23 protein-coding genes are annotated in these 24280 nt (G+C 71.3%); 12 read left to right on the top strand and 11 right to left on the bottom strand.

Annotation, left to right across the window (positions count from 1 at the left end):
- Positions 1-138: 138 nt before the first annotated feature.
- Entirely contained in the window at positions 139-1068 is a 930-nt protein-coding gene (locus AB0H84_RS18090; protein WP_357604754.1) for an acyl-ACP desaturase, read from the bottom strand.
- A 77-nt stretch (positions 1069-1145) separates the two neighbouring features.
- Between AB0H84_RS18090 and AB0H84_RS18085 the strand changes: the two genes are divergently transcribed.
- The gene (locus AB0H84_RS18085) at positions 1146-1586 is read left to right on the top strand and encodes an NUDIX hydrolase (protein ID WP_357604751.1); all 441 of its coding nucleotides are present in this window, start codon (positions 1146-1148) and stop codon (positions 1584-1586) included.
- An 8-nt stretch (positions 1587-1594) separates the two neighbouring features.
- On the opposite strand, the gene arfB is transcribed toward AB0H84_RS18085, so the two are convergent.
- Entirely contained in the window at positions 1595-2002 is a 408-nt protein-coding gene (gene arfB, locus AB0H84_RS18080; protein WP_357604748.1) for an alternative ribosome rescue aminoacyl-tRNA hydrolase ArfB, read from the bottom strand.
- 134 nt (positions 2003-2136) lie between these two features.
- Between arfB and AB0H84_RS18075 the strand changes: the two genes are divergently transcribed.
- A complete protein-coding gene (locus tag AB0H84_RS18075; protein WP_357604745.1) occupies positions 2137-2913 on the top strand; it encodes a hypothetical protein in 777 nt (258 codons plus the stop codon).
- Positions 2914-2926: 13 nt separating this feature from the next.
- Here the strand turns inward: AB0H84_RS18075 and AB0H84_RS18070 are convergent, their stop codons facing one another.
- The gene (locus AB0H84_RS18070; RefSeq protein ID WP_344984822.1) at positions 2927-3205 is read right to left on the bottom strand and encodes a helix-turn-helix transcriptional regulator; all 279 of its coding nucleotides are present in this window, start codon (positions 3203-3205) and stop codon (positions 2927-2929) included.
- Between the two features lie 168 nt (positions 3206-3373).
- Here AB0H84_RS18070 and AB0H84_RS18065 point away from each other — a divergent pair, with 168 nt between their 5' ends.
- From AB0H84_RS18065 to AB0H84_RS18055, 3 genes are all read left to right on the top strand, one after another.
- On the top strand, positions 3374-4207 hold the full coding sequence (locus AB0H84_RS18065) for a hypothetical protein (protein WP_357604743.1): 834 nt from the start codon (positions 3374-3376) through the stop codon (positions 4205-4207).
- The gene (locus tag AB0H84_RS18060; protein ID WP_357604740.1) at positions 4204-4791 is read left to right on the top strand and encodes an HAD family phosphatase; all 588 of its coding nucleotides are present in this window, start codon (positions 4204-4206) and stop codon (positions 4789-4791) included. Before AB0H84_RS18065 ends, AB0H84_RS18060 begins: the two co-directional genes overlap by 4 nt.
- A gap of 89 nt (positions 4792-4880) precedes the next feature.
- Complete coding sequence (locus tag AB0H84_RS18055; protein ID WP_357604738.1) at positions 4881-6425, top strand: alkaline phosphatase D family protein; 1545 nt, start codon at positions 4881-4883, stop codon at positions 6423-6425.
- 525 nt (positions 6426-6950) lie between these two features.
- Here the strand turns inward: AB0H84_RS18055 and AB0H84_RS18050 are convergent.
- On the bottom strand, positions 6951-8609 hold the full coding sequence (locus AB0H84_RS18050) for an efflux RND transporter periplasmic adaptor subunit (RefSeq protein ID WP_357604735.1): 1659 nt from the start codon (positions 8607-8609) through the stop codon (positions 6951-6953).
- 176 nt (positions 8610-8785) lie between these two features.
- Between AB0H84_RS18050 and AB0H84_RS18045 the strand changes: the two genes are divergently transcribed.
- Genes AB0H84_RS18045 through AB0H84_RS18020 form a run of 6 tightly spaced genes read left to right on the top strand, consistent with a single transcriptional unit; the run spans position 8786 to position 14890 of the window.
- Positions 8786-9904 (top strand): HlyD family efflux transporter periplasmic adaptor subunit, encoded by a 1119-nt coding sequence (locus AB0H84_RS18045; protein WP_357604732.1) that lies wholly within the window; start codon positions 8786-8788, stop codon positions 9902-9904.
- A complete protein-coding gene (locus tag AB0H84_RS18040; RefSeq protein ID WP_357604729.1) occupies positions 9901-10854 on the top strand; it encodes an ATP-binding cassette domain-containing protein in 954 nt (317 codons plus the stop codon). The genes AB0H84_RS18045 and AB0H84_RS18040 overlap by 4 nt, the downstream gene beginning before the upstream one ends.
- On the top strand, positions 10851-12098 hold the full coding sequence (locus AB0H84_RS18035; RefSeq protein WP_357604724.1) for an ABC transporter permease: 1248 nt from the start codon (positions 10851-10853) through the stop codon (positions 12096-12098). The genes AB0H84_RS18040 and AB0H84_RS18035 overlap by 4 nt, the downstream gene beginning before the upstream one ends.
- 10 nt (positions 12099-12108) lie before the next feature.
- Entirely contained in the window at positions 12109-12705 is a 597-nt protein-coding gene (locus AB0H84_RS18030) for a hypothetical protein (protein WP_357604721.1), read from the top strand.
- The gene (locus tag AB0H84_RS18025) at positions 12702-13394 is read left to right on the top strand and encodes a response regulator transcription factor (RefSeq protein WP_344984812.1); all 693 of its coding nucleotides are present in this window, start codon (positions 12702-12704) and stop codon (positions 13392-13394) included. The genes AB0H84_RS18030 and AB0H84_RS18025 overlap by 4 nt, the downstream gene beginning before the upstream one ends.
- The gene (locus AB0H84_RS18020) at positions 13391-14890 is read left to right on the top strand and encodes a HAMP domain-containing sensor histidine kinase (protein ID WP_357604719.1); all 1500 of its coding nucleotides are present in this window, start codon (positions 13391-13393) and stop codon (positions 14888-14890) included. Before AB0H84_RS18025 ends, AB0H84_RS18020 begins: the two co-directional genes overlap by 4 nt.
- A gap of 5 nt (positions 14891-14895) precedes the next feature.
- Here the strand turns inward: AB0H84_RS18020 and AB0H84_RS18015 are convergent, their stop codons facing one another.
- Positions 14896-16272, bottom strand: coding sequence for an FG-GAP and VCBS repeat-containing protein (locus tag AB0H84_RS18015; RefSeq protein ID WP_357604716.1), 1377 nt, complete (start codon positions 16270-16272; stop codon positions 14896-14898).
- Positions 16273-16391: 119 nt separating this feature from the next.
- On the opposite strand from AB0H84_RS18015, the gene AB0H84_RS18010 reads away from it, so the two are divergent.
- Positions 16392-17621 carry a cytochrome P450 gene (locus AB0H84_RS18010; protein WP_357604713.1) on the top strand — a complete coding sequence of 410 codons (1230 nt, stop codon included), beginning with the start codon at positions 16392-16394 and terminating at the stop codon, positions 17619-17621.
- On the opposite strand, the gene AB0H84_RS18005 is transcribed toward AB0H84_RS18010, so the two are convergent.
- The 6 genes from AB0H84_RS18005 to AB0H84_RS17980 form a co-directional block, all read right to left on the bottom strand.
- A complete protein-coding gene (locus AB0H84_RS18005; RefSeq protein WP_357604711.1) occupies positions 17618-19036 on the bottom strand; it encodes an MFS transporter in 1419 nt (472 codons plus the stop codon). The genes AB0H84_RS18010 and AB0H84_RS18005 overlap by 4 nt on opposite strands.
- Positions 19033-19638, bottom strand: coding sequence for a TetR/AcrR family transcriptional regulator (locus AB0H84_RS18000; protein WP_357604708.1), 606 nt, complete (start codon positions 19636-19638; stop codon positions 19033-19035). Before AB0H84_RS18000 ends, AB0H84_RS18005 begins: the two co-directional genes overlap by 4 nt.
- Positions 19639-19704: 66 nt before the next feature.
- Positions 19705-20346, bottom strand: a complete 642-nt coding sequence (locus AB0H84_RS17995; protein WP_357604706.1) for a biliverdin-producing heme oxygenase — start codon at positions 20344-20346, stop codon at positions 19705-19707.
- Between the two features lie 141 nt (positions 20347-20487).
- Entirely contained in the window at positions 20488-21849 is a 1362-nt protein-coding gene (locus AB0H84_RS17990; RefSeq protein ID WP_357604702.1) for a phenylacetate--CoA ligase family protein, read from the bottom strand.
- 69 nt (positions 21850-21918) lie between these two features.
- Positions 21919-22575 (bottom strand): response regulator transcription factor, encoded by a 657-nt coding sequence (locus AB0H84_RS17985; protein WP_357604699.1) that lies wholly within the window; start codon positions 22573-22575, stop codon positions 21919-21921.
- Positions 22572-24200: a sensor histidine kinase gene (locus tag AB0H84_RS17980; protein WP_357604696.1), complete on the bottom strand. Its 1629-nt coding sequence runs from the start codon at positions 24198-24200 to the stop codon at positions 22572-22574. The genes AB0H84_RS17985 and AB0H84_RS17980 overlap by 4 nt, the downstream gene beginning before the upstream one ends.
- Between the last annotated feature and the right edge of the window lie 80 nt (positions 24201-24280).

Here is a 24280-nt window from a genome sequence, read left to right as displayed (position 1 = left end):
TCCCAAGCGGTACTGGTTTTCGGGAAACATGCCCGATGCCGGGGATGTCCAAGACCAGCGCCGGGTCAAGAGGCGCACAGGGTATGCCGCATGATGGCTCAGGGCCGCCGCGGGGGGAGGCGGCCCTGAGCGGCAGGGTCAGCGTGCGGCCGCGGCGCGTGCCCGGCGCTCCTCGCGGCGCTCGACGAACCGGGCGGCCGTGGCCTCGGTCTTGGCCAGGAACGCCGACAGCTCCTCGCGGGCCTGCTCGCCCCCAGCGTCCAGCCCCGTCTTGTCGAACACCGACCACTGCTTGAGCACCGGCATCAGCACGTCGTCCAGGTGGAGCCGGAGGTCGTAGATGCCCTCGTTCGCGATGATCATGGCCTTGCGGGCGAAGCCGTCGATGCCCGTGCCCGGCATCTGGAACGTCGTGACGACGTCCGTGACCGCGCGCATGGTCTGGTTGGGGTCGAGCTCGAAGGCCGCCTTGAGCAGGTTGCGGTAGAAGAGCATGTGCAGGTTCTCGTCGGCGGCGATCCTGGCGAGCAGCCGCTCGCAGCCCTCGTCACCGGAGGCCTTGCCGGTGTTGCGGTGCGCGATGCGGGTGGCCAGCTCCTGGAAGGAGACGTACGCGAGCTGCTCGAGCATGGTGCCGTACTCGGAGGTGAAGCCGTTGGCCATGTGGTGCATGCGCGCACGCTCGAGCGCCACGGGGTCGACGGCGCGGGTGACCGTGAGATAGTCGCGGAGGGCGGTGCCGTGACGGTCCTCCTCGGCCGTCCATCGGTGCACCCAGGTGCCCCAGGCGCCGTCGCGGCCGAACGTGGCGGCGATCTCGTGGTGATAGCTGGGCAGGTTGTCCTCGGTGAGGAGGTTGACGATGAGTGAGACCCGAGCCGCCTCGGGGATCTTCGAGTCGCCTTCCTGCCACGCCTCGCCCCCGTAGATGCCGTCGAAGTCGCGGCCCTCGCTCCACGGGATGTACTCGTGCGGGAACCACTCCTTGGCCATCTTCTCGTGGCGGTCGAGTTCCACGGCCACGACAGGCTCAAGCTCGTGCAGCAGCTCCGTCTGAGTCATCGCCATAAAAGATCTTCTCCTTCAGGTTACGGTACCGTAGGTTAGGCTACCGGAAGGACATACCGGTCAAATAGGGTGTCCTTATGCGACCCAGTGTCCGCGGTGTCCTGCTCGACGAGAACGAACGGCTGGTGCTCTTCCGGCGTACGGTGCCTGGACGTGACATCTACTGGAGCATCCCCGGTGGGCACGTCGAGCCTGAAGACGACACGCTGGAGCACACCCTGCACAGGGAGATGCTCGAGGAACTGGGCGCCACGGTGTCGTCGGTGACGCCCCTGGTCACGGTCTCGTACCCGTGGGAGGGCGGGGTGAAGACGCAGCACGTCTACGGCTGCCGTCTGGTGTCGATGGACCCGGCGCTGCGGCACGGGCCCGAGTTCGAGGATCCTTCGAGGGGTCTGTACGAGGTGGAGCGCGTACGGCTGGACCGGTCGGAGATCGACTCACGCCATCTGGTCCCCGAGGCGGTGGCGGGCTACCTGTCCGAGAACGTCACCGCCCTGCCCCGCCTGATCGTCTAGGCCGCTCCTCAGGGCTCGCGGCGCAGGCGCTTCAGGTCGGAGCGGTGCTTCTTGGCGGCGATGCGGCGCTCGACGGCGCCGCGGCTGGGCTTGGTCGGGCGGCGGCGCCGCGGCGGCGGGGCGATGGCCTCGCGCAGGCGCTGCGCCAGCCGGTGCGCCGCGGCCTCCCTGTTGCGCAGCTGGGAGCGGTATTCGGAGGCGGCGATCGTGATCGTGGAGGCGCCCAGCCGGTCGAGCGCCCTGGCCTTCAGCGCGGGCGGCAGCGCGGTGGTCGCGGCCACGTCGAAGGTGAGCTCCACGCGGCTGTCGGTGGTGTTGACGCCCTGGCCGCCGGGGCCCGACGAGCGTGAGAAACGCCAGACGAGCTCGGCGTCGGGAATGACGACCGAGTCGTTGACGACCAGCGGGCCGGGCATGGCTGGGCTCCTGTTCTCCTTCGGTAAACGGGTGTAACCGTATATGAGGGACATATGCCACCCGCAACGGCATTTTCAATCACTGCCGTCACTGCGAATATGGAGAGAACGTTCCGCAGGAGAGGCGAAATTCCATGCAGCCACCCTCGGCCGCACAGGTCGGCCTGACCGTGGCATTGGCCATTGTTTCCGCTGTCGGATTTCTGCTCCTGCGCTGCCAGGGCAAGGGGCGTCCGTTCGGCCCGGCGGGGCGGTGGCTGGCGATCGCCATCACCACGCTGACGGGCTGCCTGTCCGCCGGGGTCGCGCTGGTGAGCGGGATGGTCCTGAGCGAGAACCTCGCCACCGTGCTGGGCGCCGTCGCGCCGAGCGGGCTGTGGCTGAGCCAGATGCGGGGCCAGGAGGACGAGCGGCGCTCGCTGGCGCGGGAGGCGGCGACGTTCTGGCTGGTGTCGCTGCTGGCCCGGCTCGACCAGGCGATGGCCGAGGACCAGCGGCTCTGGTGCGAGAAGCGGGTGGACGACTCGTGGAACGTCTACGAGCTCAGCCTGGCCGCCAACCGCTACCACGCGCGGATCGCCGAGCGGCTCTCACCCGAGGAGCGCAGGCGGGAGCGGATACACGCCAGGCTGGACGCGATCGAGCGCCGGCTGGACGTGGCGGCCCTGGTCGAGGACGGGGCTTCGCGCTCCAAGGTCGTCACGGCGCTGAACGGGTCGCGGCACACGCGGCTGGCCAGGTACGAGCGGTATCTGAACGACCTGACGCGGCTGCACGGCGTGCTCAGGCACGACGCGGAGGCCGAGGTGCTGCGGCTGCTGGCGGCGGCGTACCGTGCCGGGTACCGGTCGCTGCCGGCGTTCGCGCCGCACACCGTGGATCGGCGCGACGCACGGGTGCGGACGAGATGAGGCCGCGTGTGGATCAGTCGGCGGGGTCGTGGAGCAGGATCTCCGAGCCCTCGGCGTCGCCCAGCGTGAACTCCAGGCGGGCGCCGAGCGCGCCCACGACGGTTTCGAGCGTGCGGAGCGTCAGGTTCTCGTCGCCGGACAGGATCTGGCTCACCCGGCCCGCGGAGACGCCCATCGACGCGGCCAGGTCGGCACGGGAGATCTTGTGCTCCCGCATGTACCAGGTGATCTCGTCCACGACGTTCTGGGCGAGGCCGCCCACCTCGTCGCGGGTGCTCCGGCGGAAGGCCATCACGGTCTCGCTCTCGACGCTCGGCTACGGTCTCACCTACTGATGTTCCCACTTTAGCTCTACCTAAATCTTTAGGCAAGCCTAAAGTATGGGGTGCGAGCCGATGGCGGATTGCAAGGGGTGTGTGCCACCATCACGGCGAAAAGATCACGTGGTGGGGAGGGCGCTGTGGCCGGGATCGTCGGCGTGCACGGGATCGGCAAGTACAGGTACTACATCGAGGCCGGAGGGTCCGCGGCCGGGGCGGCCGAGGCGATGCGGATCAAATGGGACCGCTACCTGCACGTGGCGCTCGGGGGCGAGGCGCGGGCGTACTTCAGCGAGATCGCCTTCTACTCGCACCACCTGCACGACGGCCGGCGCGGCCAGTCGAACAACGGACGGTTACCGAGGTCCGCCGCGGCCATGGACCGGCCGGCGCAGCAGGTGCTCGCCGCCTGGGCGCGGAACCGGGGCGTGGGCGAGCACGTCACGGGGGCGCTCAAGTCGTTCACCGGCTGGCTGCTGGACCGGCTGGACGGCAGGTCGGCGGCGTTCGCCAGGCTGTTCGCGCCGGAGGTGGCGGCGTACCTCACCGATGAGGGCAGGCGCGAGAAGTGCCGGCAGGTCGTCGCCGACGTGATCCGGAAGAACCGGCCCCAAGTGGTGATCGCCCACTCGCTCGGCAGCGTCGTCACGTACGAAGCCCTCTGGGCGAACCCCGACCTCCGGATCGACCTCCTGATCACCCTCGGCAGCCCGCTCGGCATGCGCAACGTGGTCTTCGAGCAGCTCCTGCCCGCCCCCATCAACGGCCGCGGCGAGCGCCCAGAAGGCGTCAGGCGCTGGGTGAACATCGCCGACAAGGACGACATCGCCGCCATCCCGCCCAACCTGGCCGTCAGCTTCACCGGTGTGGACGCCGAAGAACTGGTCAACCTGGACTGGATCGACTTCCACACCGCCGAGAAGTATCTGGGGTGCCCGGCGCTGGACCCGCATCTGCGACCATTCCTCGCATGACGTGGATTGTCTTCGACTACGGCGGTGTCCTGTCCCTTCCCCAGCCCGAGTCCGACGCCGAGGCCATGGCGCGCGCGGTGGACGCGGATCCGGACGACTTCAAGCGGGGCTACTGGGAGCACCGGCTCGAGTTCGACCGGGCCGGCCTGAGCCCGCTGGCCTACTGGTCGGCGGTGGTGGGCCGGCCGGTGACCCAGACCGAGGTCGCGCGCCTGGTCGCCATGGACGTCGCGAGCTGGGCGTACCCGGACGAGGGCACGGTCGCCCTGCTCGGCGAGCTGATCGGGGCGGGACGGAACGTGGCGCTGCTGTCCAACGCGCCCGTCTGCGTCGGCGACGGCCTGGACGAGCTGCCCTGGATCGCGGCGATCGGCCGGCGCTTCTACAGCGGCAGGATGGGCCTGGTCAAGCCCGACCGGGAGATCTACGACGAGCTCGTCCGGGCGCTGGACGCCGACCCGTCGAAGATCGTCTTCATCGACGACCGCGAGGAGAACATCGAGGGCGCCGAGCGCGCGGGCCTGACGGGCGTGCACTTCACGGATGCCGCCGCGCTCCGCGGCGCGCTCTCGCGGGCGCTGTGAGAACGCGCGGACAGGACGACTGATGCTGTTCACCCGCGCTTGACTCGGCGGTCACGGCCGAGTCAGCGCGGGCGGACATACCTGTGAGCGTGGACCGCAGAGCCTTCCTGACAGCGGCGACAGCCGGACTCCTCCTTCCTCAGACGGCCACCCCGGCGGCGGCCAGGACCCTCAGATCCGACCCCTTCACGCTGGGCGTGGCCTCCGGCGACCCCTCGGCCGACGGCTTCGTCCTGTGGACCAGGCTGGCCGTCGACCCGCTGGGCGGCGACGGCCGCGGCGGCATGCCGGCCCGCGACGTCGACGTGGACTGGCAGGTCTCGGCCGACGAGCGCTTCTCCAAGATCGTCAGATCGGGTACGGCCACCGCCAGGGCGCGCGACGCCCACAGCGTCCACGTCGAGCTGGACGGGCTGGAACCCGGGCGCGAGTACTTCTACCGGTTCAGGAGCGAGGGCCGGCTCTCGCCGGCGGGCCGCACCAGGACGACGCCCACCGGGGAGACGCCGCTGACGTTCGCGGTCGCGGCGTGCGCGCACTACGAGCACGGCTACTACACCGCCTACCGCCGCCTGGCCGAGCAGGAGCCGGACCTGGTCGTCTTCCTCGGCGACTACATGTACGAGTACGGCCCCAGCGGCTACACGGCGCTGGCCGGTCGCGTACGCACCCACACGCCCGGCAAGTGCGAGACGCTCGCCGACTACCGGCTGCGGCACGCCCAGTACAAGAGCGACCACGACCTGCAGGCCGCGCACCTCGTGGGGCCCTGGCTGATGTCCTTCGACGACCACGAGGTCGAGAACAACTGGGCCGGCTCGGTCTCCAGCACGGGCGCGCCCGGCTTCACCAGGCGCAGGGCGCAGGCGTTCAGGGCGTACTACGAGAACATGCCGCTGCGCCGCGCCAGCCTCCAGGGAGCGGTGCTCAGGGTGAACCGGCGCATCTCCTGGGGCACCCTGGCCCGCTTCCACCTGCTGGACACGCGCCAGTTCCGCGACGACCAGGCCTGCCTGGACGGCGTACGGGCCGGCTGCGACGACCGGCTGGCGTCCGGGCGCACGCTGCTCGGCGCCGACCAGTGGCGCTGGCTGGAGAGCGGGCTGCGCGGCTCGACCACCCGCTGGAACCTGCTCGGGCAGCAGATCCTGATGGCGCAGCGCGACTACAAGGTCGGGCCGGGACGCGAGGTGAACCTGGACTCCTGGGACGGGTACGCGGCCGAGCGCACGCGCCTGCTCGGGTCGCTGGCCGGGACGTCGAACCCGGTGGTGCTGACCGGGGACGCGCACATGCACCACCTGGCCGAGCTCAAGACCGACTTCGACGACCCGGACTCGCCGGTGGTGGCCAGGGAGCTGGTGGCCTCGTCGATCGCGAGCGACGGTGACGGGTACCGGGACCGTACGTGGATCGCGGAGGCGCTCCAGGAGAACCCACACATCTCGTTCATCGATCAGCGGCGCGGATACCTCATGGCGAGGCTGACCCGGGACGAGCTCACGGTCGACTTCCGGACATTGGACTACATCTCCCGCCGCGGCGCCCGCGCCAAGACCTCCCACCGCCTCACCCTCCCCGCGACAACCGGTACCGCAGCCGCCGCCCAGGCGAGCGCGCCGCGCGTCGGTTGAACGTTCCGCTGGGACGCTGGCTGAACTCTCGCTGGGGCGTTGGCTAAACCCTCGCTGGGACGTTGGCTGAACGTTCGCTGGGAGCGGGCTGAGGATTCGCTCAACCGCCAAGCCCGCCCACCCCAGGTTTTCGGAGCACCCGGCAGGTACTCAATCAGGCACACCTGCCCTGCCCACCGGGCACGCGTGCCCCACGCCTGTCGCGCCTGCCGCGTGCATCGGGCGCGTGAGGCACGCAGGCGACATGCGCTAGGCGGCCTGCCACATCGCGCCGTCGCGCCGCCAGCCCGCCACGCCGCCAGCCCGTCGGGCCGCCACGCCCGTTGCGCCGTCGTCCATCGCGCACGACATGCACTACACGCACCTCTGCCACGCCGCCGGGCGCGCCCCCGCACGGCCGCCGGGGACACCTCGTTGGAGGCGTTCGCCGCTCGCCGCGTTCGCCGGGGCGTGTGGGCCCGGGCGTGCCGCACGCACGCCCGGGGCCCGAGGCCCGGCAGGAGGCGTGCCGGGCCGGTCCTGGGTTCAGGCGCCGGGCCAGCTCCCGTCCGGGAACTCGCCTGATGTGGTGCCCGACATGACCACCTCCTCGCTCTCCTGCAGGCCCGAAGTGACCTGCACGTACTGGTCGCCGCGCACCCCCGTGCGCACCGCCTTGGCCGAGTCGCGGCCGTCCGAGCGGACCGTGACCACCTGCGTGCCGTCCGACCGGGTGCGTACCGCGGCGGCGGGCACGTAGATCGCGTTCTTGGCTTCGCCCGTGGTGACCGTCACCGAGGCGGTCTGCCCGAGCATGAGACCCGTGGGAGGCTCGTCGAAGGCGAGGGTGACCGAGTAGCGGACGAGCTGGCCGTCCACCGTCGCGGTCGGCGCGATGGCCGTCACCGTTCCCTGGTAGCGCTCGCCGTTCCGGGTGGCCAGAGTGATCTGGGCCTTCTGACCGAGCTTGAGCCGGTTCACGTCGGACTCGGTGACCATGGCCTGGACCTGCAGCTCGTTGAGGTTGCCCAGGCTGATGAAGGTGCCGGTGCCCGCCGCGTCGCCGGTCGTGCCCGCCACCGACAGGACGGTGCCCGCCGCCGGGGCCACGATGCGGGTGGCCCGTACGGCGTCGGCCGCCTGCTCGAGCGCGGCCTCCGCGCGGTCCACGTTCGCGGCGGCCTGCTCCTCGCTGATCCCGCCGCCCTGCCCCGCCGAGCTGGTGTTACGGCTGCAGGACCCCGGGGAGGACGGCCGGGAGCCGCTGCTCGGCCCGGTGGAGGGCCTCGCGGACGTTCTGCCGCTCGGCCTGCCGCTTGATGGGGCCGCCGGCCTGCCGCCGGCCGTGGGCTTGCCGCTCGGCGAAGGCTTCGCGCCGGCGGACGGCTTGCCGGAAGGTGTGCCGGTTGCGGAGGGATGGCCCCCCGGCTGCCCGGTCGCCCCGTCTCCGGGGATCTCGCCGCCGGGTGAGCCGCCGCCGGGTGGGCCGCTGGTGGGGGCGGCGGTGACGGTCCTGGTGACGGTGGCCGTCACGGTGACCGTGACCGTGGGCTGCGGTTCGGGTCCAGGATCGGTGGGTCCTGTGGTCGGCGTGGTGGTGGGGTGCGGCGTGGTGGTGGGGTGCGGGGTGGAGGTCGGCGCCGGGTCCAGGTTCAGTGCGGACGGCGCCGACGGCCCGAGCGCGCCGTTCGCCGCGCCGCCGCCCGCGTCGCCGCCCGCGCTGCCGCCCGTGTTGCCGCCCGCGGCGCCGGTCGGCGCCGAGGCTCCGGTAGAGGCGGCGGCCGGCGTGGCGCCGGTCCCGGCGGGCGCGCAGGCCGCTGGTGTCGAGACGGTCGGGGACGCGGCCTTCTCCTGGGCCTCGTCCAGCGCCTCCTCGGCCGCCGCCAGGTCGGCCTTGGCCGCCGTGTACGCCTCCCGGGCACCCCGGCTGTCGATCCTGGCCAGCACCTGGCCCTTCTTCACCTTGCTCCCGACCTTGACGTACACCTTGGTCAGCGTCCCCGAGGAGCCGAACGCCAGGTCCCTCCGCGAGCCGTCCACGGTGCTGCCCGCCGCGCTGACCGTGGCCGTGACCTGGCCGCGTTGCGCGGCGGCGAGCCGTACCTGGACAGTGGGCGGGGCGTCGTCGCGCAGCGCCAGCGCCAGGCCGCTCCCGGCCACGAGCACGGCAAGGGCGAGCCCGCCCAGCGCGATAGTCGGTCTCATGGCGGCCCATCCTGGCGGAGGAGGTTCGCGCCCGGCTGCGAGCAGCCTAAGAGTTACCTGAGTGCCCGTCGAGGCTCCGTGGTTGTCAGCGAACGTTCAGCTTGCTCGCGGCTCCGGCGCAGCATCATGTGCAAGGGTCACCGCCTGTGAAGGTGTCCACAAGGCGCAGAGCGCTGATGACCAACGGAGCGCTGGCGGTGCTCCTGCTGGGCGGTGCCGTGCTCGCCTACTCCCAGCTCGGCACGGATCGGGCCGCCGGTGAGACGGCCGTCAGGACCGTGACCGCGACCCGCGGCTCGGTGGTGGCCTCGGTGTCCGCGTCGGGCGCGGTGACGAGCTCCAAGTCCAGAGCGCTCTCCTTCGGTACGACGGGCACGGTCGAGAAGATCTACGTCAAGGCCGGCGACAAGGTGAGCAAGGGCGACATCCTGGCCAGGCTCGACGACGACGCCGCCCAGGAGAGCCTGTCGGCGGCCAAGGCCACGTACGACAGCGCCGTGGCCGACGGGACCTCGACGGCCCAGCTCTACGCCTCCTACATCAAGGCCCGCAACGCCTACCGGGAGGCCCAGCGCACGGTGGCGGCCACGGTGCTGACGGCCCCGTTCAAGGGCACGATCACGGCGGTGAACGGCTCGGTCGGCGGCGGCAGCTCCGGCTCGGGCGCGAGCTCCGGCACCGGCTCCACCTCGGGTGCGGGACAGGGCTCGGGGCAGGGCGCGAGCTCGTCGTCCGGTACGGGCTCCAGCGGCTTCATCGAGATCGCCGACACCGGCAAGCTGCAGCTCGTGGGCTCCTTCACCGAGTCCGACGCCGGCAAGCTCAAGCAGGGTCAGGAGGCCACGGTCACCTTCGACGCCCTTCCGGGGGTGACCGCGACGGGCAAGGTCACCCAGATCGATCCGGTCGCCTCCACCAGCAACAACGTCGTGCAGTACCCGGTCACGGTCACGTTCGCGAAGGTCCCGGGCCAGGTGCGGCTGGGCCAGACGGCCACCGTCGAGGTCGTGGTCGGCCGGGCCGACAACGTCATCACCGTCCCCTCCACCGCGGTCTCCACCAGCGGCGGCCAGACCACGGTCACCCTGCTCCAGAACGGCCGCCAGACCAGGACCCCGGTCGAGGTGGGCGTGCAGGGGACGAGCCTGACCGAGATCAAGTCGGGCGTGTCCGAGGGCGACCAGCTCGTTCCCCCCGTGACCACGACCGGCACCACGGGCGGCAACCTGCGCTTCGGCGGCGGCGGCGGATTCCCGGGCGGCGGCCCCGGCGGAGTGCCGGGAGGCGGGCGATGAGCGTCCCCTCGCCTGACGTCCCCTCGCCCGGCGCCCCCGAGATGACCGGCGCCACGTCGCCCGGAGTCCCCGAGATGACCGGCGCCACGTCGCCCGGAGTCCCCGAGATGACCGGCGCCACGTCGCCCGGAGTCCCCGAGATGACCGGCGCCCCCTCGCCCGGCGCCCCCTCGCCCGGCGCCCCCTCGGCCGATCCCCCCCAGACGACCGGCGCGGTCCCGCCCGTGCTCCGGGTGCGAAACCTGATCAAGGAGTACGGTGAGGGCGACGCCCGGGTGCGCGCCCTGCGCGGCGTCAACCTGGACGTCGAGCGCGGTGACTACGTCGCCATCATGGGCGCCTCCGGCTCCGGCAAGTCCACGCTCATGAACATCCTGGGCTGCCTCGACATCCCGACCTCCGGCACGTACGAGATCGACGGCGCCGACGTGGGACGGCTGGACGAGCGCCAGCTCGCGATCCTGCGCAACCGCAGGGTCGGGTTCGTGTTCCAGTCGTTCAACCTGATCCCGCGCATGAGCGCGCTGGCCAACGTCGAGCTGCCGCTGGTCTACGGCGGCATCGGCCAGGCCGAGCGGCGTACCCGGGCCCTCGCCGCGCTGGAGCAGGTCGGGCTGACCGACCGTGTGCACCACGAGCCGAACCAGCTCTCCGGCGGCCAGCAGCAGCGCGTGGCCGTGGCCAGGGCGCTGGTCACGGCGCCCGCCCTGCTGCTGGCCGACGAGCCGACCGGCAACCTCGACACCGCCTCCACGGGCGACGTCCTGGAGATCCTGGACCGGCTCAGCGCGTCCGGCCGCACGATCGTGCTCATCACCCACGAGAACGACGTGGCCGCGCACGCCAAGCGGGTGATCAGGCTGGTGGACGGCGAGATCGTGGAGGACCGCCGCCAGGCGCCGGTGGACGGCCCGCCGCCGCGTATGACAGAGAAGGCAGCGGCCAGGTGAACCAGCTCGAGATCCTCCGCTTCGCGCTGCGCGGCCTGCTGGCCAACAAGATGCGCAGCTCGCTGACCACGCTCGGCATCCTCATCGGCGTCGCCGCGGTCATCATGCTGGTCGCCGTCGGCGAGGGCTCCTCGCAGAGCATCCAGCGCAACATCCAGCGCCTCGGCGCCAACACCCTGACGATCTCCCCGCAGTTCTCGGGCGGCGGCGGTGGCGGCCTGCGCGGCCAGGGCGGCGGCGGGAACACCGGCCCGCGCACCCAGGCCAGGCAGCTCAGCCTGGCCGACGCCAAGGCGCTGACGGACAAGACCCTGGCGCCCTCGGTCAGGAGCGTCTCGCCCGTCGTGACCGCCCCCTCCTCGACCGCCGCGTACGGGGCCGCCAGCCACGCGATCTCGCAGTTCGTCGGCACCTACCCCAGCTACTTCGAGGCCGTGAACAAGCCCGTCGCCGAGGGCACCTACTTCTTCAACGACGACGTGCTGGCCGCCAGGAAGGTCGTGGTGCTCGGCCAGACCGTCGTGGAGGAGCTGTTCGGGACCGTCGACCCGATCGGCAAGCAGGTCAGCGTGTCGGGCGTGCCGTTCACGGTGGTCGGCGTGCTGAAGGAGGCCGGGTCCACCGGTATGCAGGACGCCGACGATGTGGCCATCGCGCCGCTGCCCGCCGTACAGCAGAGCCTGAGCGGGTTCGGCTCGCTCAGCTCGATCGTCGTCCAGGCGACCGGGTCGGAGGCCACGACGGCGGCGCAGGCCGAGGTCACGGCCATCCTCAACCAGCGGCACGGCATCAAGAACGGCAACGCCGACTACCGCATACTCAACCAGGCCACGCTGCAGGAGACCGTCAGCGCGGCGACCGGCACCTTCACCGTGCTGCTGGGCGCCGTGGCCGCGATCTCGCTGCTGGTGGGCGGCATCGGCATCACCAACATCATGCTGGTGACCGTCACGGAGCGGACACGCGAGATCGGCATCCGCAAGGCGATCGGCGCGCCGAGGAGCGCGATCCTGGGCCAGTTCCTGCTGGAGGCCACGTTGCTGAGCCTGGTCGGCGGGCTGTCCGGGGTGCTGGTGGCGTTCGTCGGGACCAGGTTCACCGTGGCCGGCATCGAACCCGTCCTCGTGCCGTCATCGGTGGCGCTGGCGCTGGGCGTGTCGGTCGGGATCGGGCTGTTCTTCGGGAGTTACCCCGCCAACAGGGCGGCCAAGCTGCGGCCGATCCAGGCCCTTCGCCACGAGTAAGGAGAAAGACATGGCCCAGCTCGACTCCTCACCCTTCCCCGACGACCTGGGGGAGGAGCTCGCCGTCCAGCCCCGCAGGGGCCCGTCGAAACTCACGCTGGCGCTGGCCGCCGGCGTGGTGCTGGTGGCGGGCATCCTCATCGGCATCCAGGCGCAGAGCCTGTTCGGCTCGCCGTCCGCGTCCGCCGCCGGTGGGCGCCTTGTGGGAGGCGGGTACGGCGCGCAGCAAGGGTACGCTCAGCCGCCAGGAGGCTTCGGCCAGCAGCGCAACGGGTTCGGCCAGCCGCCGGGCTACGGCGGCGGCCAGCGGACGGGCGGCGGGGGAGGTACGGTGGGCACCGTCCAGAAGGTCGAGGGCGGCAAGATCTACGTCAAGGCCATGGACGGCTCCACCGTCACGGTCACCGTGAGCGACCAGACCACCGTCCAGATCTCCAAGCCGGGCAAGGTGTCCGACCTGCAGGCCGGCGCCTCGGTCGTGGTCCGCGGCCGGCCGGGCGGTGACGGCTCGGTGGCGGCCACCTCGATCACCCAGGGAGCCCAGGGAGTCCAGGGAACTCAGGGAACCCAGGGAACTCAGGGAACCCAGGGAGGAGGCCCTCGATGAGCGAGCCCGAGGCCAGGCTGCTGGTGGTCGACGACGAGCCCAACATCAGGGAGCTGTTCTCGGCCAGCCTGCGCATGGCCGGGTTCGAGGTGCTGACCGCGGCCGACGGCATGGAGGCGCTTCGGGTCGCTGAGGAGAGCTCCCCTGATCTGGTGATGCTCGACGTCATGCTGCCCGACCTGGACGGCCTGGCGGTCGCGGGCAGGCTGCGGTCCCGCGGCCGCCGGGTCCCCGTGCTCTTCGTGACCGCCAAGGACACGCCTGAGGACCGGATCGCGGGGCTGGGGCTGGGCGAGGACTACGTGACCAAGCCGTTCAGCCTGGAGGAGGTCATCGCCAGGATCCGGGCGGTGCTGCGCAGGACCCGGCGCGGCGCGCCGCCGCCCAACCGGATGCGGGTGGCCGACCTGGAGCTCGACGAGGAGAGCCACGAGGTGTGGCGCGACGGCATTCCGATCAAGCTGTCGCCGACGGAGTTCAGGCTGCTGCGCTACTTCATGCTCAACGTGGGCCGGGTGCTGTCGAAGACGCAGATCCTCGACCACGTGTGGAACGGCGACTGGCGCACCGACGTCGGCCTGGTCGAGTCGTACGTCTCCTACCTGCGGCGCAAGGTGGACACGGGGGAGCGCAAATACCTGCACACGTTGCGCGGAGTCGGCTACATCCTGCGCCCGCCCCGTATATGAACACGCGTCTCACCAGGGTGCGGAAGTACCTGGCCAGGACCCCGCTCTGGCTCCGCCTCGTCTCGGCCACGCTCCTGCTGGTCACCCTCGCCATCACCCTCACCGGCGGGTTCGCCGTGCGGCTGCTGCGCGGCTACCTCGTCGAGCGCGTGGACCAGCAGCTGATGGCGGCCACCCGCCCGCTCCGCGACCCGCCCCCGATGGCCGAGCAGCCCCGCCCCGGCGGGCGCCCGCAGCGCTTCTTCGGCCTGTTCTACGCGGTGCTCCTGGACCCCTCCGGCACCCCGATCAGGACGCTCAGCGAGTCGACCGAGGAGCACACGCCCGCCCTGCCCAAGCTCGACCTCCGCAAGGTCCTCGCCCTCAACGGCCGCCCTTTCACCGTCGAGTCGCTCGGGAGCGGCGGCCCGAGCTGGCGCGTGGTCGCCGTGCCGGGCCGCGACGGCCAGAGCCGGGTGATCGCCGTCAACCTGAGCGAGATGGACGCCACGGTCTCCCAGCTCGTCCTGATCGTCGCGGTCGCCGGCGGCGGCACGCTGGTGGTGCTCGGGTTCGCCTGCTACTGGCTGGTACGCCGCAGCCTGCGCCCGCTCCGCGAGATCGCGCGTACGGCCAAGGACATCGCGGGCGGCGACCTGTCGCGCCGGGTGCCCCTCTGGGCGGGCACCACCGAGGTCGGCAAGCTCGGGCGCTCGCTCAACAGCATGCTCGCCCAGATCGAGGCGGCGGTGGGCGAGCGGGAGGAGGCGGCCGAGTCGGCCCGCCGCTCCGCCACGGCGGCCAGGCGGTCGGAGGAGCTGATGCGCCGGTTCATGGCCGACGCCTCGCACGAGCTGCGCACGCCGCTGACCTCCATCAGGGGGTTCGCGGAGCTGTTCCGGCTGGGGGAGGAGAAGGACCTGGCCGAGGCCGTACGGCTGCTGAGCCGCATCGAGGGGCAGGCGGCGCGCATGGGGCTGCTCGTGGAGGACATGCTGCTGCTGGCCAGGCTCGACCAGCGGCGGGAGCTGGCGATGCGGCCCGTGGACCTGCTCAGCCTCGCGGCTACCGTGGTGATCGACGCCCAGACGCTGGCGCCGGACCGGAAGATCGACCTGGTGCGGCTCTTCGGCGGCGAGGGGGAGGTGATCGTGACGGGGGACGAGTCGCGGCTCGGGCAGGTGCTCAACAACCTCGTCACCAACGCCCTCACCCACACGCCGCCCGGCACGCCCTTCCAGGTGCGGGTCGGGCTGGACGGCGACCAGGCCGTGGTGGAGGTGGCCGACGAGGGGCCCGGCTTCCCTCCGGAGGTGGCCGAGCGGGTGTTCGAGCGGTTCTACCGCGCCGACCCGGCCCGGAGCGCCGGCGGGTCGGGGCTGGGGCTGTCGATCGCGGCCACGCTGGTGGAGGCGCACGGCGGCATCGTGATGGCGGAGGGCGCGCCGGGCAAGGGAGCGCTGTTCAGGGTGATCCTGCCCGTCGACGGCGCCGCACACCGCCCCGATCCCGCCTGAGGATCTCAGCCGAAGGTGTAGCCGTACAGGCCGCCGCCCTGGCTGAGCCGGCGCACCTTGCCCAGCTTCAGCCCCCGCTTCCGCGAGCCGGGCGCGTACATGACGAGCCCCTGGTCGGGCGCCGCCACCACCAGCCCGTGGAGCGGCCGCCGCCGCTCCAGCGGGTGGTAGCGCTCGCTGAGGGGCAACGCGGCCAGCGCGGCGCCGAAGTCGCGGCCCTTCCCCTTGACCAGCAGGTTCCCCACCCGCGTCAGCCCGCCGGACCCGCGCCCGGCCAGCACCTGGACCGCCTTCTCGCCGGGCACGCCGATCGCCAGCTCGTCGTTGCCGTCCCCGTTGAAGTCCCCGGCCGCCAACGACGCCCCGAACCGGTCGTAGTACCGGGGCACGCCTTTCAGCGTGTTCTGCGACCACGCCTCGCTCTTGTGGGTGGTCAGCCCGCTCCGCGACCCGTACAGGACGTCCACGGTGCCGTCGCCGTAGTCCATGGCCCGCTGGTTCGCGCTGAGGCCCTCGCCGGGGACCCCGACGGCCAGGTCGGCGCGTCCGTCGCCGTTGAAGTCGCCCGTGGCCAGCGCGGCCCCGAAGGCGTCCCACTTCTCGGAGGCCCCCTTGATGCCGGGGCTGCTCTGGGTGAGCTGCCGGGCCCGCCTCGCCCGTACGTCGATCACGGTCACCGAGCCCTGCCCGTCCAGCGTGACGCTGTCGGCGGGCGCGCCCACGACCAGCTCGTCCTTGCCGTCGCCGTCGAAGTCCCCGGTCGCCAGCGCCGCTCCCCACTGGTCGGTCACGTTCGCCGCCTGCCGCACCCACGACGTCTTCTGCGTGATCTGGTACGGCTTGCGGCCCTTCATCCAGTAGACGGTCACCGCCCCGCCCGACCGGTGGCTCGGCGCGCCCACGACCAGCTCGTCCCGGCCGTCCCCGTCGAGGTCCCCGGCGGCCAGCGACGCGCCGAACCGGTCGCTGCCCGGCTTGGCCAGCGCCAGCTCCTTGCCGGGGACCAGCCCCTCGGCGGACCCGTTGAAGATCTGGACGACCCCGTTCCCGTCCCCGCCGGGGACGCGGGCGCCCGCGAACTCCTCCGAGACCCCCACGGCCAGGTCGGCGCACCTGTCCCCGTTGAAGTCCCCCACGGCCAGAGCCGACCCGAACGAGTCGCCCGGCTCCGCCCCGGCCTGGGTGAGCTTCGCCTTCTTCCCGGACCCGTACATCACGGTCACCGACCCGGCCCGGGAGTCGTCGTAGGGCGCGGCCACGGCGAGGTCGGGCCGTCCGTCGCCGTCGAAGTCGAGGGGGTGCCCACCGCACGACCGAGCCGCGGTGGGAGCCGTACCAGAAGTGAGTGGAAGAACCAGACACGCGGCGAGCAGCAGCTTCATACCGGAAGTAATGTCCACACCGGTCGAACCGTGCCTGAACGGCGCGAGAACGGCCCTGGAGCTGCGGATGCATATCGGTTGCCATGCCCAGGGGCGTGGGAACGTGCCACGATGGTCGCGTGGACATCGACCTCGCGGACCTGGATTTCTGGCGCAGGCCGCTCAAAGAGCGGAACGAGGCGTTCGCCCGGCTCCGCCAGGTGGAGCACCCGGTGTTCTTCCCGGAGAAGAAGGTCCCGTTCCTCCGGTCAGGCAAGGGCTTCTACGCCCTCGTACGGCACGCGGACGTGGTCGAGGCCAGCCGCAACGCCAAGCTCTTCTCCAGCGAGCCGGCCGTGACCAACCCGGAGCCGCCCGGCTGGGTGAAACAGGTGTTCGGGGAGTCGATGGTCAACATGGACGACCCGCGCCACGCCCGCCTGCGCAGGATCGTCACCCGCTCCTTCAGCCCCAAGATGCTGGCCGGCCTGCAGAGCGACATCGAGGCCGCCTGCGCCCGCATCGTGGACGGCGTCGTCGAGAAGGGCCCGCGCGACTTCGTGGCCCAGGTGGCGGCCCGGCTGCCCATCCACGTCATCTGCGACATGCTGGACGTCCCTCAGGAGCTGCGGGAGAAGGTCCACCAGCACGCCGACATCTCCACCGCCTACACCGGCGTGCGCCCCAGCCTGGCCCGCAGCGTCCAGCTGGCCGGCCAGAACATGCTGGCCCTGCTCGCCCTGCAGCGCATGGTCATCAAGCTCGGCCACGAGCGCGTCGCCAACCCCAGGGGCGACCTGGTCTCCCTGCTGGTCAACGCCAACGTGGACGGCGAGCGGCTGACCGACAAGGAGCTCGGCTCGTTCTTCGCCCTGCTGCTGGTGGCGGGGAACGAGACGGCCCGCAACACGATGGCCCACGGCATCAAGCTCCTCACCGACAACCCGGCGCAGCGCGAGCTGCTGATGAGCGACTTCGACGCGCACATCAACGGCGCGATCGAGGAGATGGTCCGGTACGTGTCGCCGATCATGCAGTTCAGGCGCACGGTCACCGAGGACTGCGCGCTGCGCGGGCTGGAGCTGAAGAAGGGCGACAAGGTCGTCCTCTTCTACGGCTCGGCCAACCGGGACGAGTCGGTCTTCCCGGACGCCGACACGTTCGACATCACCCGCGACACCAAGCCCCACGTCGGCTTCGGCGGCCCCGGCCCGCACTTCTGCCTCGGCGCCAACCTGGCCAGGCAGGAGCTGCGTACGATGTTCCGCGAGCTGCTGACCAGGCTGCCCGGCATCCGCACGGTCGGCGAGCCCCAACTGCTCCTGTCGAACTTCGACAACAGCGTCCGCGCCCAGGCCTTCACCTTCTAGCCCTGGTCTTCGGCCGCGAGCACGTTCGTCCTGATGGTGAGGAAGGTGATCAGCGCCGACACCACCATCATCCCCGCACTGATCAGCATCGCCATCCGGAACCCGGCGTCGAACACCGGCGGATTCCTGAACGCGTCGCCCACCAGCCCGACCAGCGGCGGCACCGCGGCGACGGCGAGCAGGCTGCCGGTGCGGGCCACGGCGTTGTTGACGCCGCTGGCCGTGCCCGCGTACCGCTCGTCGGCGGTGGCCAGAACGGTCGAGGTGAGCGGCGCGACCGCCGCCGAGAGCCCCAGCCCGAAGACGGTCACCGCGGGCAGGACGTTCAGCAGGTAGGAGGCGCCGGGCCCGATCGTGCTCATCGCGAGGAACCCGCAGCCGGCGAGCAGGATCCCGGCCGTCATCGGCCAGCGCGGCCCGAGCCGCTTGGCCACCTCGCCGGCCGGACCGGACAGCACCATCATCAGGATCGTCGTCGGCAGCATGGCCAGCCCCGCCGCGATGGGCCCGAAGCCGGACACCACCTGGAGCTGCACCACGAGCAGGAAGAACACCACGCCCATGGCCGCGTACATGATCAGCGTCACCACGTTCACGGCCGTGAACACGTGGTTGCGGAAGATCCCCACCGGCACCAGCGCCTCCGGCGACCTGCGGATCTCGATCACCACGAACGCCGCGCCCAGCACCACTCCGGCGATCAGCGGCACGGGCGCGCCCTTCTGGATCAGCCCGTACGTGATCCCGGCCAGCGCCAGCGCCGCCAGCACCGACCCGAGCACGTCGAACCGCCCCACCGCTTCCTCGTCCTTGCTCTCGGGCACGTGCCGCACGGTGACGAGCACGATGAGCAGCGCGAACGGCAGGTTGATCAGGAACGCCCACCGCCACCCGGCCGTCTGCACCAGCCACCCGCCGAGCAGCGGCCCGATCGCGGCGGCCACCCCGCCGAGCCCTGACCAGATCCCGACGGCCCGGGGCCGATCGTGCCGGACGAACGACGCCTGGATGATCGCCAGGGAGCCGGGTGTGAGCAGCGCCCCGCCGATGCCCTGCAGGGCCCTGGCCCCGATCAGGAACTCGATGTTCGGCGACAGGCCGCACAGGGCTGACGCGACGGCGAACCACACGGTGCCGATGACGAAGATCTTCCGTCGCCCGTAGCGGTCGCCCAGGGATCCACCCAGCAGGATCAGGCCGGCGAGGGTGAGGGTGTAGGCGTTGATCGTCCACTGCAGGCCGTCCATGCCCGCGTCGAGCTCTTTGCCGAGGAACGGGAGCGCGACGTTGACCACGGTGCTGTCGAGCAGGGCCAGCCCGGAACCGAGCACCGTCGCGGCGAGGATCCAGCGGCCGCGGGCGGACTTGAGCGCGATGTGGCCGTCGCCGGGCGCCACCGTTGCCGGGCCGGTCATGCGGCGCTGTCCGCGCGCAGGGCCCGCAGCACGAACTCGGAGACCAGCTCCGCGGCCCGCTCCACCGTCACGTCCCCGCTGATCAGCGGGACCCGCTCGGCGCCGATGACGGCGAGGATCATGCGGGCCGTGGCGGCCACGTCGAGCACCCGGAAGTCGCCGGACTCGACACCGCTGTCCAGGATGTCCACGAGGACGCGGTGCATGGGGGCGACGTGCTCGGCCAGCTGCTGGAAGGCGTCCGGGCCGAGAGCGGCGCCGAGATCGGCGGCCCCGGGGTGCGGATGGGCGAGCAGGCCCGCCAGCTGCAACCGCACGAACGCCCGCAGCCGGTCAGCGGGGGAGGCGTCCTCCGGCAGCTCCCGCTCGTAGCTGTCGATGAAGTACTGGGTCACCCGCTCGGTGAACGCCAGCAGCAGGGCCGCCTTGTCCGGGAAGTAGTTGTACAGGACGGTCCGGGTGATGCCCGCCTCGCCGGCCACGTCCGTCATCGAGATGGCGTCGATGCCGTGCATCCTGGACAGGCGGGAGACGGCCTGGAGGATGCGGTCGCGCGTCTGCGCGCGATGCTCGCCGATGGTGGCGGCCGAGATCCGGGGCATAGGCCCATGGTAGGCCCCTTCCGCCCGCTTCCATCCGATACCGGGTCTTCCCCGGCACTCGATCGATCAGGCGGCCTGGCGGGTCTGGTGCAGCTCGGCGAGGACCTCGGTGTTGAGCTGGTAGGCCAGGCGGACCTCGCGGATGACGCGCTGCCGCTCGCGCTCGTCGAGCTCCAGCCCGTCAAGGCGGGAGCGGTACTCGCTCTTGAACCTCGGCAGGCTGCCGAGCTCGTCGAAGATGTAGAAGTCGACGCCCCCGCCCTTGCCGTAGCCGTAGATCTTCTGCAGCTCCAGCCGGATGAACTGCCCGCCCGACAGGTCGCCCAGGTAGCGCGTGTAATGGTGCGCGATGTAGCCGCCCGGCCAGTCGGCCACCTGGTGGATCCGCGCGACCAGCGTGCGGGTGGCCTTGGACGGCGCGATCCGGTGCCGCCAGCCCTGCCCGTAGATCGTCGCCAGGTCCCGCTCGAGCGCGCGCTCCCGATACAGCTCGGGGAAGACGAACCGACCGGCCACCGGGTGGCCGGCGAGCTGCCGCGACACCCCGTCGAGTGCGACGTACGCGAAGTAGTGCTGGGCCACCATCTCGCCGTACTCGTGCTCGCTCAACCGGCCGTCCATCAGCTCGGCGAGATAGCTCTCGGACTCGGCGGACTCGTGGTCGGCCCAGGTGGCGTTCCGCAGGGTTTCGGAGAACGGCGTGGTCACGGGCTACCTCAACTCGCAATGAACGTTTTCATGACGAAGTGTCACAAACGTCGGCATCCTGCGTCAAGCTGATGACGACACTATGTCATGAAAACCGGTCTTTCCTCTTTCCTGCCCGGTAAACCCCACGTCAAGAGCCATCTAGCGGGTGTAGCGGTGCTTGGCGCCGGGCGGGAAGTGCTCGGGATCGCCGGATTCGCGCAGGCGGATGAAGGGCATCTGCTGCGCGGCGGGCACGTAGTTGGCGAACTCGCTGTTCAGCCTCAGCAGCTGGGCCAGGATCGACTCGCCCACGGCCTGGGCCGTCTCGTCGGACGGCTTCTCGCCGGGCGCGAGCTCCACCGTGATCGTCAGATGCCGGTCGCGCCGGGCGTCCTCCACCACCTCCATGACGAACTTCCCCGTCACCGACCCGCTGACCTCGGGCTGCTCCAAGCCGACGGCGATGTTCTCGGGATAGACGTTCGCGCCGTAGTAGGACACCGTGAAGTGGGAGCGGCCGAAGACGTACACGAACGGCCGCTCCGGCCCCTCGGCCGCCGGCTCGAAGCCGTGCCGGCGGACGAAGCCGAGCAGGTCGTCGTACGGCACCACGCCGCCCTCGTCGGCGATGTGGTAGCGGATGAGCGGGATGCCGTTGTCGCCGGAGAAGAGCAGCGTGCCCTGATGCTCCTCGAAGAAGCGGACATCCGGGTCGTACTGCACGAGCGTCGGCAGCCTGGATTCGCCGAACAGCTCCCTGGCCGTGCCCGGGCGGGTGGACAGGAAGCGCCGGATCTCGACCGACAGCGGCGTCTCGTTGCCTAGGACGCCCGCGTCGGCGGTGCCGTACAAAGAGGCGATGCCCTTGACCGGGTCGGCGATCCCGGCCCGCCGCGCGACCAGGCTCCGCCACTCCTCGCTGAACACCTCTCCCGCGGTGACGAGCCTGACGTTCCAGTCGGCCCACGGCAGGTCCTCGGTGTCGATGACGTTCTTCAGGAACGGCGGATAGCCCAGCAGCACGACCTGGTCGAAGTGGGGCGCGAGCTCGGGGAGGACCCGCAGGATCTCCCTCCGGTCGGTGCCCGGGGCGACCACGGTGATCGGGTAGCCGCGTTCGGCCAGGTGGCGGCAGCAGTTGACGGTGAACAGGCCGCCGACCCAGGTGCCGAGGGCGAAGCAGACGACGGCGAGGGTGCGGCGCTCGCGGGCGTCGAAGGAGTCCCTGAAGACCTCCTCGAACCGGGCCGCGATCACCCGCTCGTCGTCCGCCGAACGCGGCCAGAAGGACGGGACGCCGGTGGAGCCGGAGGAGACAGCGATGATGTCCCCGATCACGCCGTTCCTGCACAGGTCGGGGAGCGGGTGGCGGCGGGTGTAGTTCTCCTTGGACGTCATCGGCACCCGTGCGAAGTCCTGAAGCGTCGTGACGTCCCGCGGGTCGACGCGGTGCTCCGCCAGAAAGGCCCTGTAGGCGGGGACGGTCCGCGCCACCTGATGAAAGAGCTCAACCGGGTCCATCAGCCGACTCTACGGCGGAGGCTGGGGAAGGGGAACGGGACAGGCCGCCCGATGGGGGCCGTCTCGAGGTCACTCGCCCGGGCGGACGAGGCCGGTCTCGTAGGCGAAGACGATCGCCTGGGCGCGGTCGCGCAGCCCGAGCTTCATCAGCACCCGCCCCACGTGCGTCTTGACCGTCTGTTCCGCCACGAACAGCTTCTCCGCGATCTCCTGGTTGGACAGCGCTTGGGCGACCAGCGTCAGCACCTCCGTCTCCCGCTCGGTCAGCTCGGCCAGTCGCGGCCCCGCCGTCGGGCGGCGCCCGCCCAGCTTGGCGAACTCGTGGATGAGCCGCTTGGTGATCGCCGGAGCGATGAGGGCCTCCCCGGCTGCGACCACACGCACCGCCTCCACCAGCTGCGCGGCGGAGGCGTCCTTGAGCAGGAATCCGCTGGCCCCCGCCCGCAGCGCCGCGTACACGTAGTCGTCGAGATCGAACGTCGTCAGGATGAGCACTTTCGGCCCGGTCTTGCGCGACAGGAGCTCCCTGGTCGCCTCCAGGCCGTTCATGACCGGCATGCGTACGTCCATGAGCACCACGTCCGGACTCAGCGCCGCCGCCCGCTCCACGGCCTCCCGCCCGTTGGCCGCCTCGCCCACGACCTCGATGTCCGGCTGCCCGCTCAGGAACACGGTGAATCCCGTCCGCACCATCCCCTGGTCATCGGCGATCAGAACCCGGATCAAGCCTTCTTCCTCTCCGCCGCCGGCGAACGGCCTCGCCCGCGCGTCATCATCTCGGTCGCCTGGCCTTGCTCGTCTGCGATCTGCGGGCGCGCCTCATCGGGAAGCCTCCTTCGGGCGGCGGGCGCGGCTCGTGGGGCGGCCTCCTGCTCGTTCTCCACGTCGTCCGTGAGCGGCAGCGTCGCGCATACCTCGAAGCCTCCGCTCTCTACCGGACCGGCGGCCAGCGAGCCGCCGAGCAGCGCCGCCCGTTCGCGCATGCCCACGAGGCCCTGACCGCCCCCCGGTGCCGAGCCGGGAGCGGTGCCCGGGCCGTTGGCGACCCGCAGTCGCAGCTTGTCCCGCATTCTCGTTATGTCCAGCGTCACCGTCGCTCCGGGCGCGTGCCGCATCGCGTTGCTGAGCGACTCCTGCACGATCCGGTACGCCGACAGCCCCACGGCGGGCGGCAGCAGTCCGATCGGGCCGGAGCGCTCGACGAGCACGGCCAGTCCGGCGGCGCGGGCATTGGAGAGCAGCTCCTCGAGCCGGTCGAGCCCCGGCTGGGGTGCGGTTTCAGCGCGGCCGTCCTGGTCGCGCAGCACGCCGAGGACCTGGCGCAGCTCGGCGATCGCCTCCAGTGACAGCCCGCGGATCTCCGCCAGCCCTGCCTCCAGCTGCGCGGGATCGCCCCTGGCCTTGAGCGGCACCGCCTCCGCCTGGATCGCGATCACCGACATGTGGTGCGCGACCACGTCATGCAGCTCCCTGGCGATGCGGGCCCGCTCCTCCAGCACCGCCTGCGCACTCTCGGCCTCGCGGGAGCGCCGCTCCTCCTCGCGGAGTCTGGCCGTGGCGCTGCGCCGCATGCGTACGTTGTAGCCGAACAACATCGCGACCGATACCGCGACCGTGACCACAGCTATCGAAGGGGGATGGATAATCCAGGCCGCCACGACCGTGATGAACCAGATCCCCAGTGTGATCCGCCGGTCGCAGCGGACGGCGACGGAGTAGACGACCAGCAGGTACGTCAGGACCGTCGGGAACCTGTAGGGCGGCCCGTAGTCGCTGATGGCGGGGGTCGCGGCGGGTGGCCCGATGTCGCCGACTGTGGTGTACACCCAGACGCCGACGGGCAGCAGCATGGCCGCGAGCCGCCAGGCGGCCAGCGGCCAGCGGTCACGCAGGGCGATCGGCAGCGAGGTCCCGACCGCGGTCAGATAGGCGAACACGTCCGAGACCGGCCCGGCCAGGACCGGGTTGAGCGCGTGGACGCGGGCCGCCTCGGCGTTCCAGGCCAGGACCATCGACACCGTCTGACCGAACAGGGCGAGGGCAAGCACGACGTCGGCCACCTGGACCAGGCTGAAGCTTCCGAACGGGATCGCCGGCCGGAGCCTGCGCGGTGTCCTGAACGTCAGCCGCCGCGATCGTGGGGGCGGATCGGCGTCACCCTGGAACAACGCCATGTCGAGGGAGCGCGTGGCGGCCGCGGCCACCCGCTTGAGCCGGCTGCCGCCCCGGCCGAACGCGCGCTCCCACGATCTGAGGACATCCTCTTCAGGCAGTGTCTCCTGCCCGCCGGGGTCGTCCTGGCCGGGCACGCGGCCGCCCCTCAGGCGGCGGGGACGGGGGACGGAGATCACCTGGTCAAGCTTACGGACGCGGCCTCGGGACGGCGTCACTCCACGGTCTGATCCAGAGCATCACCCTCAGGTATGGCTTA

The sequence above is a fragment of the Nonomuraea sp. NPDC050786 genome (assembly GCF_040654115.1).
Classification (GTDB): Bacteria; Actinomycetota; Actinomycetes; order Streptosporangiales; family Streptosporangiaceae; genus Nonomuraea.
The sequence above is the reverse complement of the archived record's forward strand: the minus strand, read 5'-3'. Positions and strand labels throughout refer to the sequence as shown.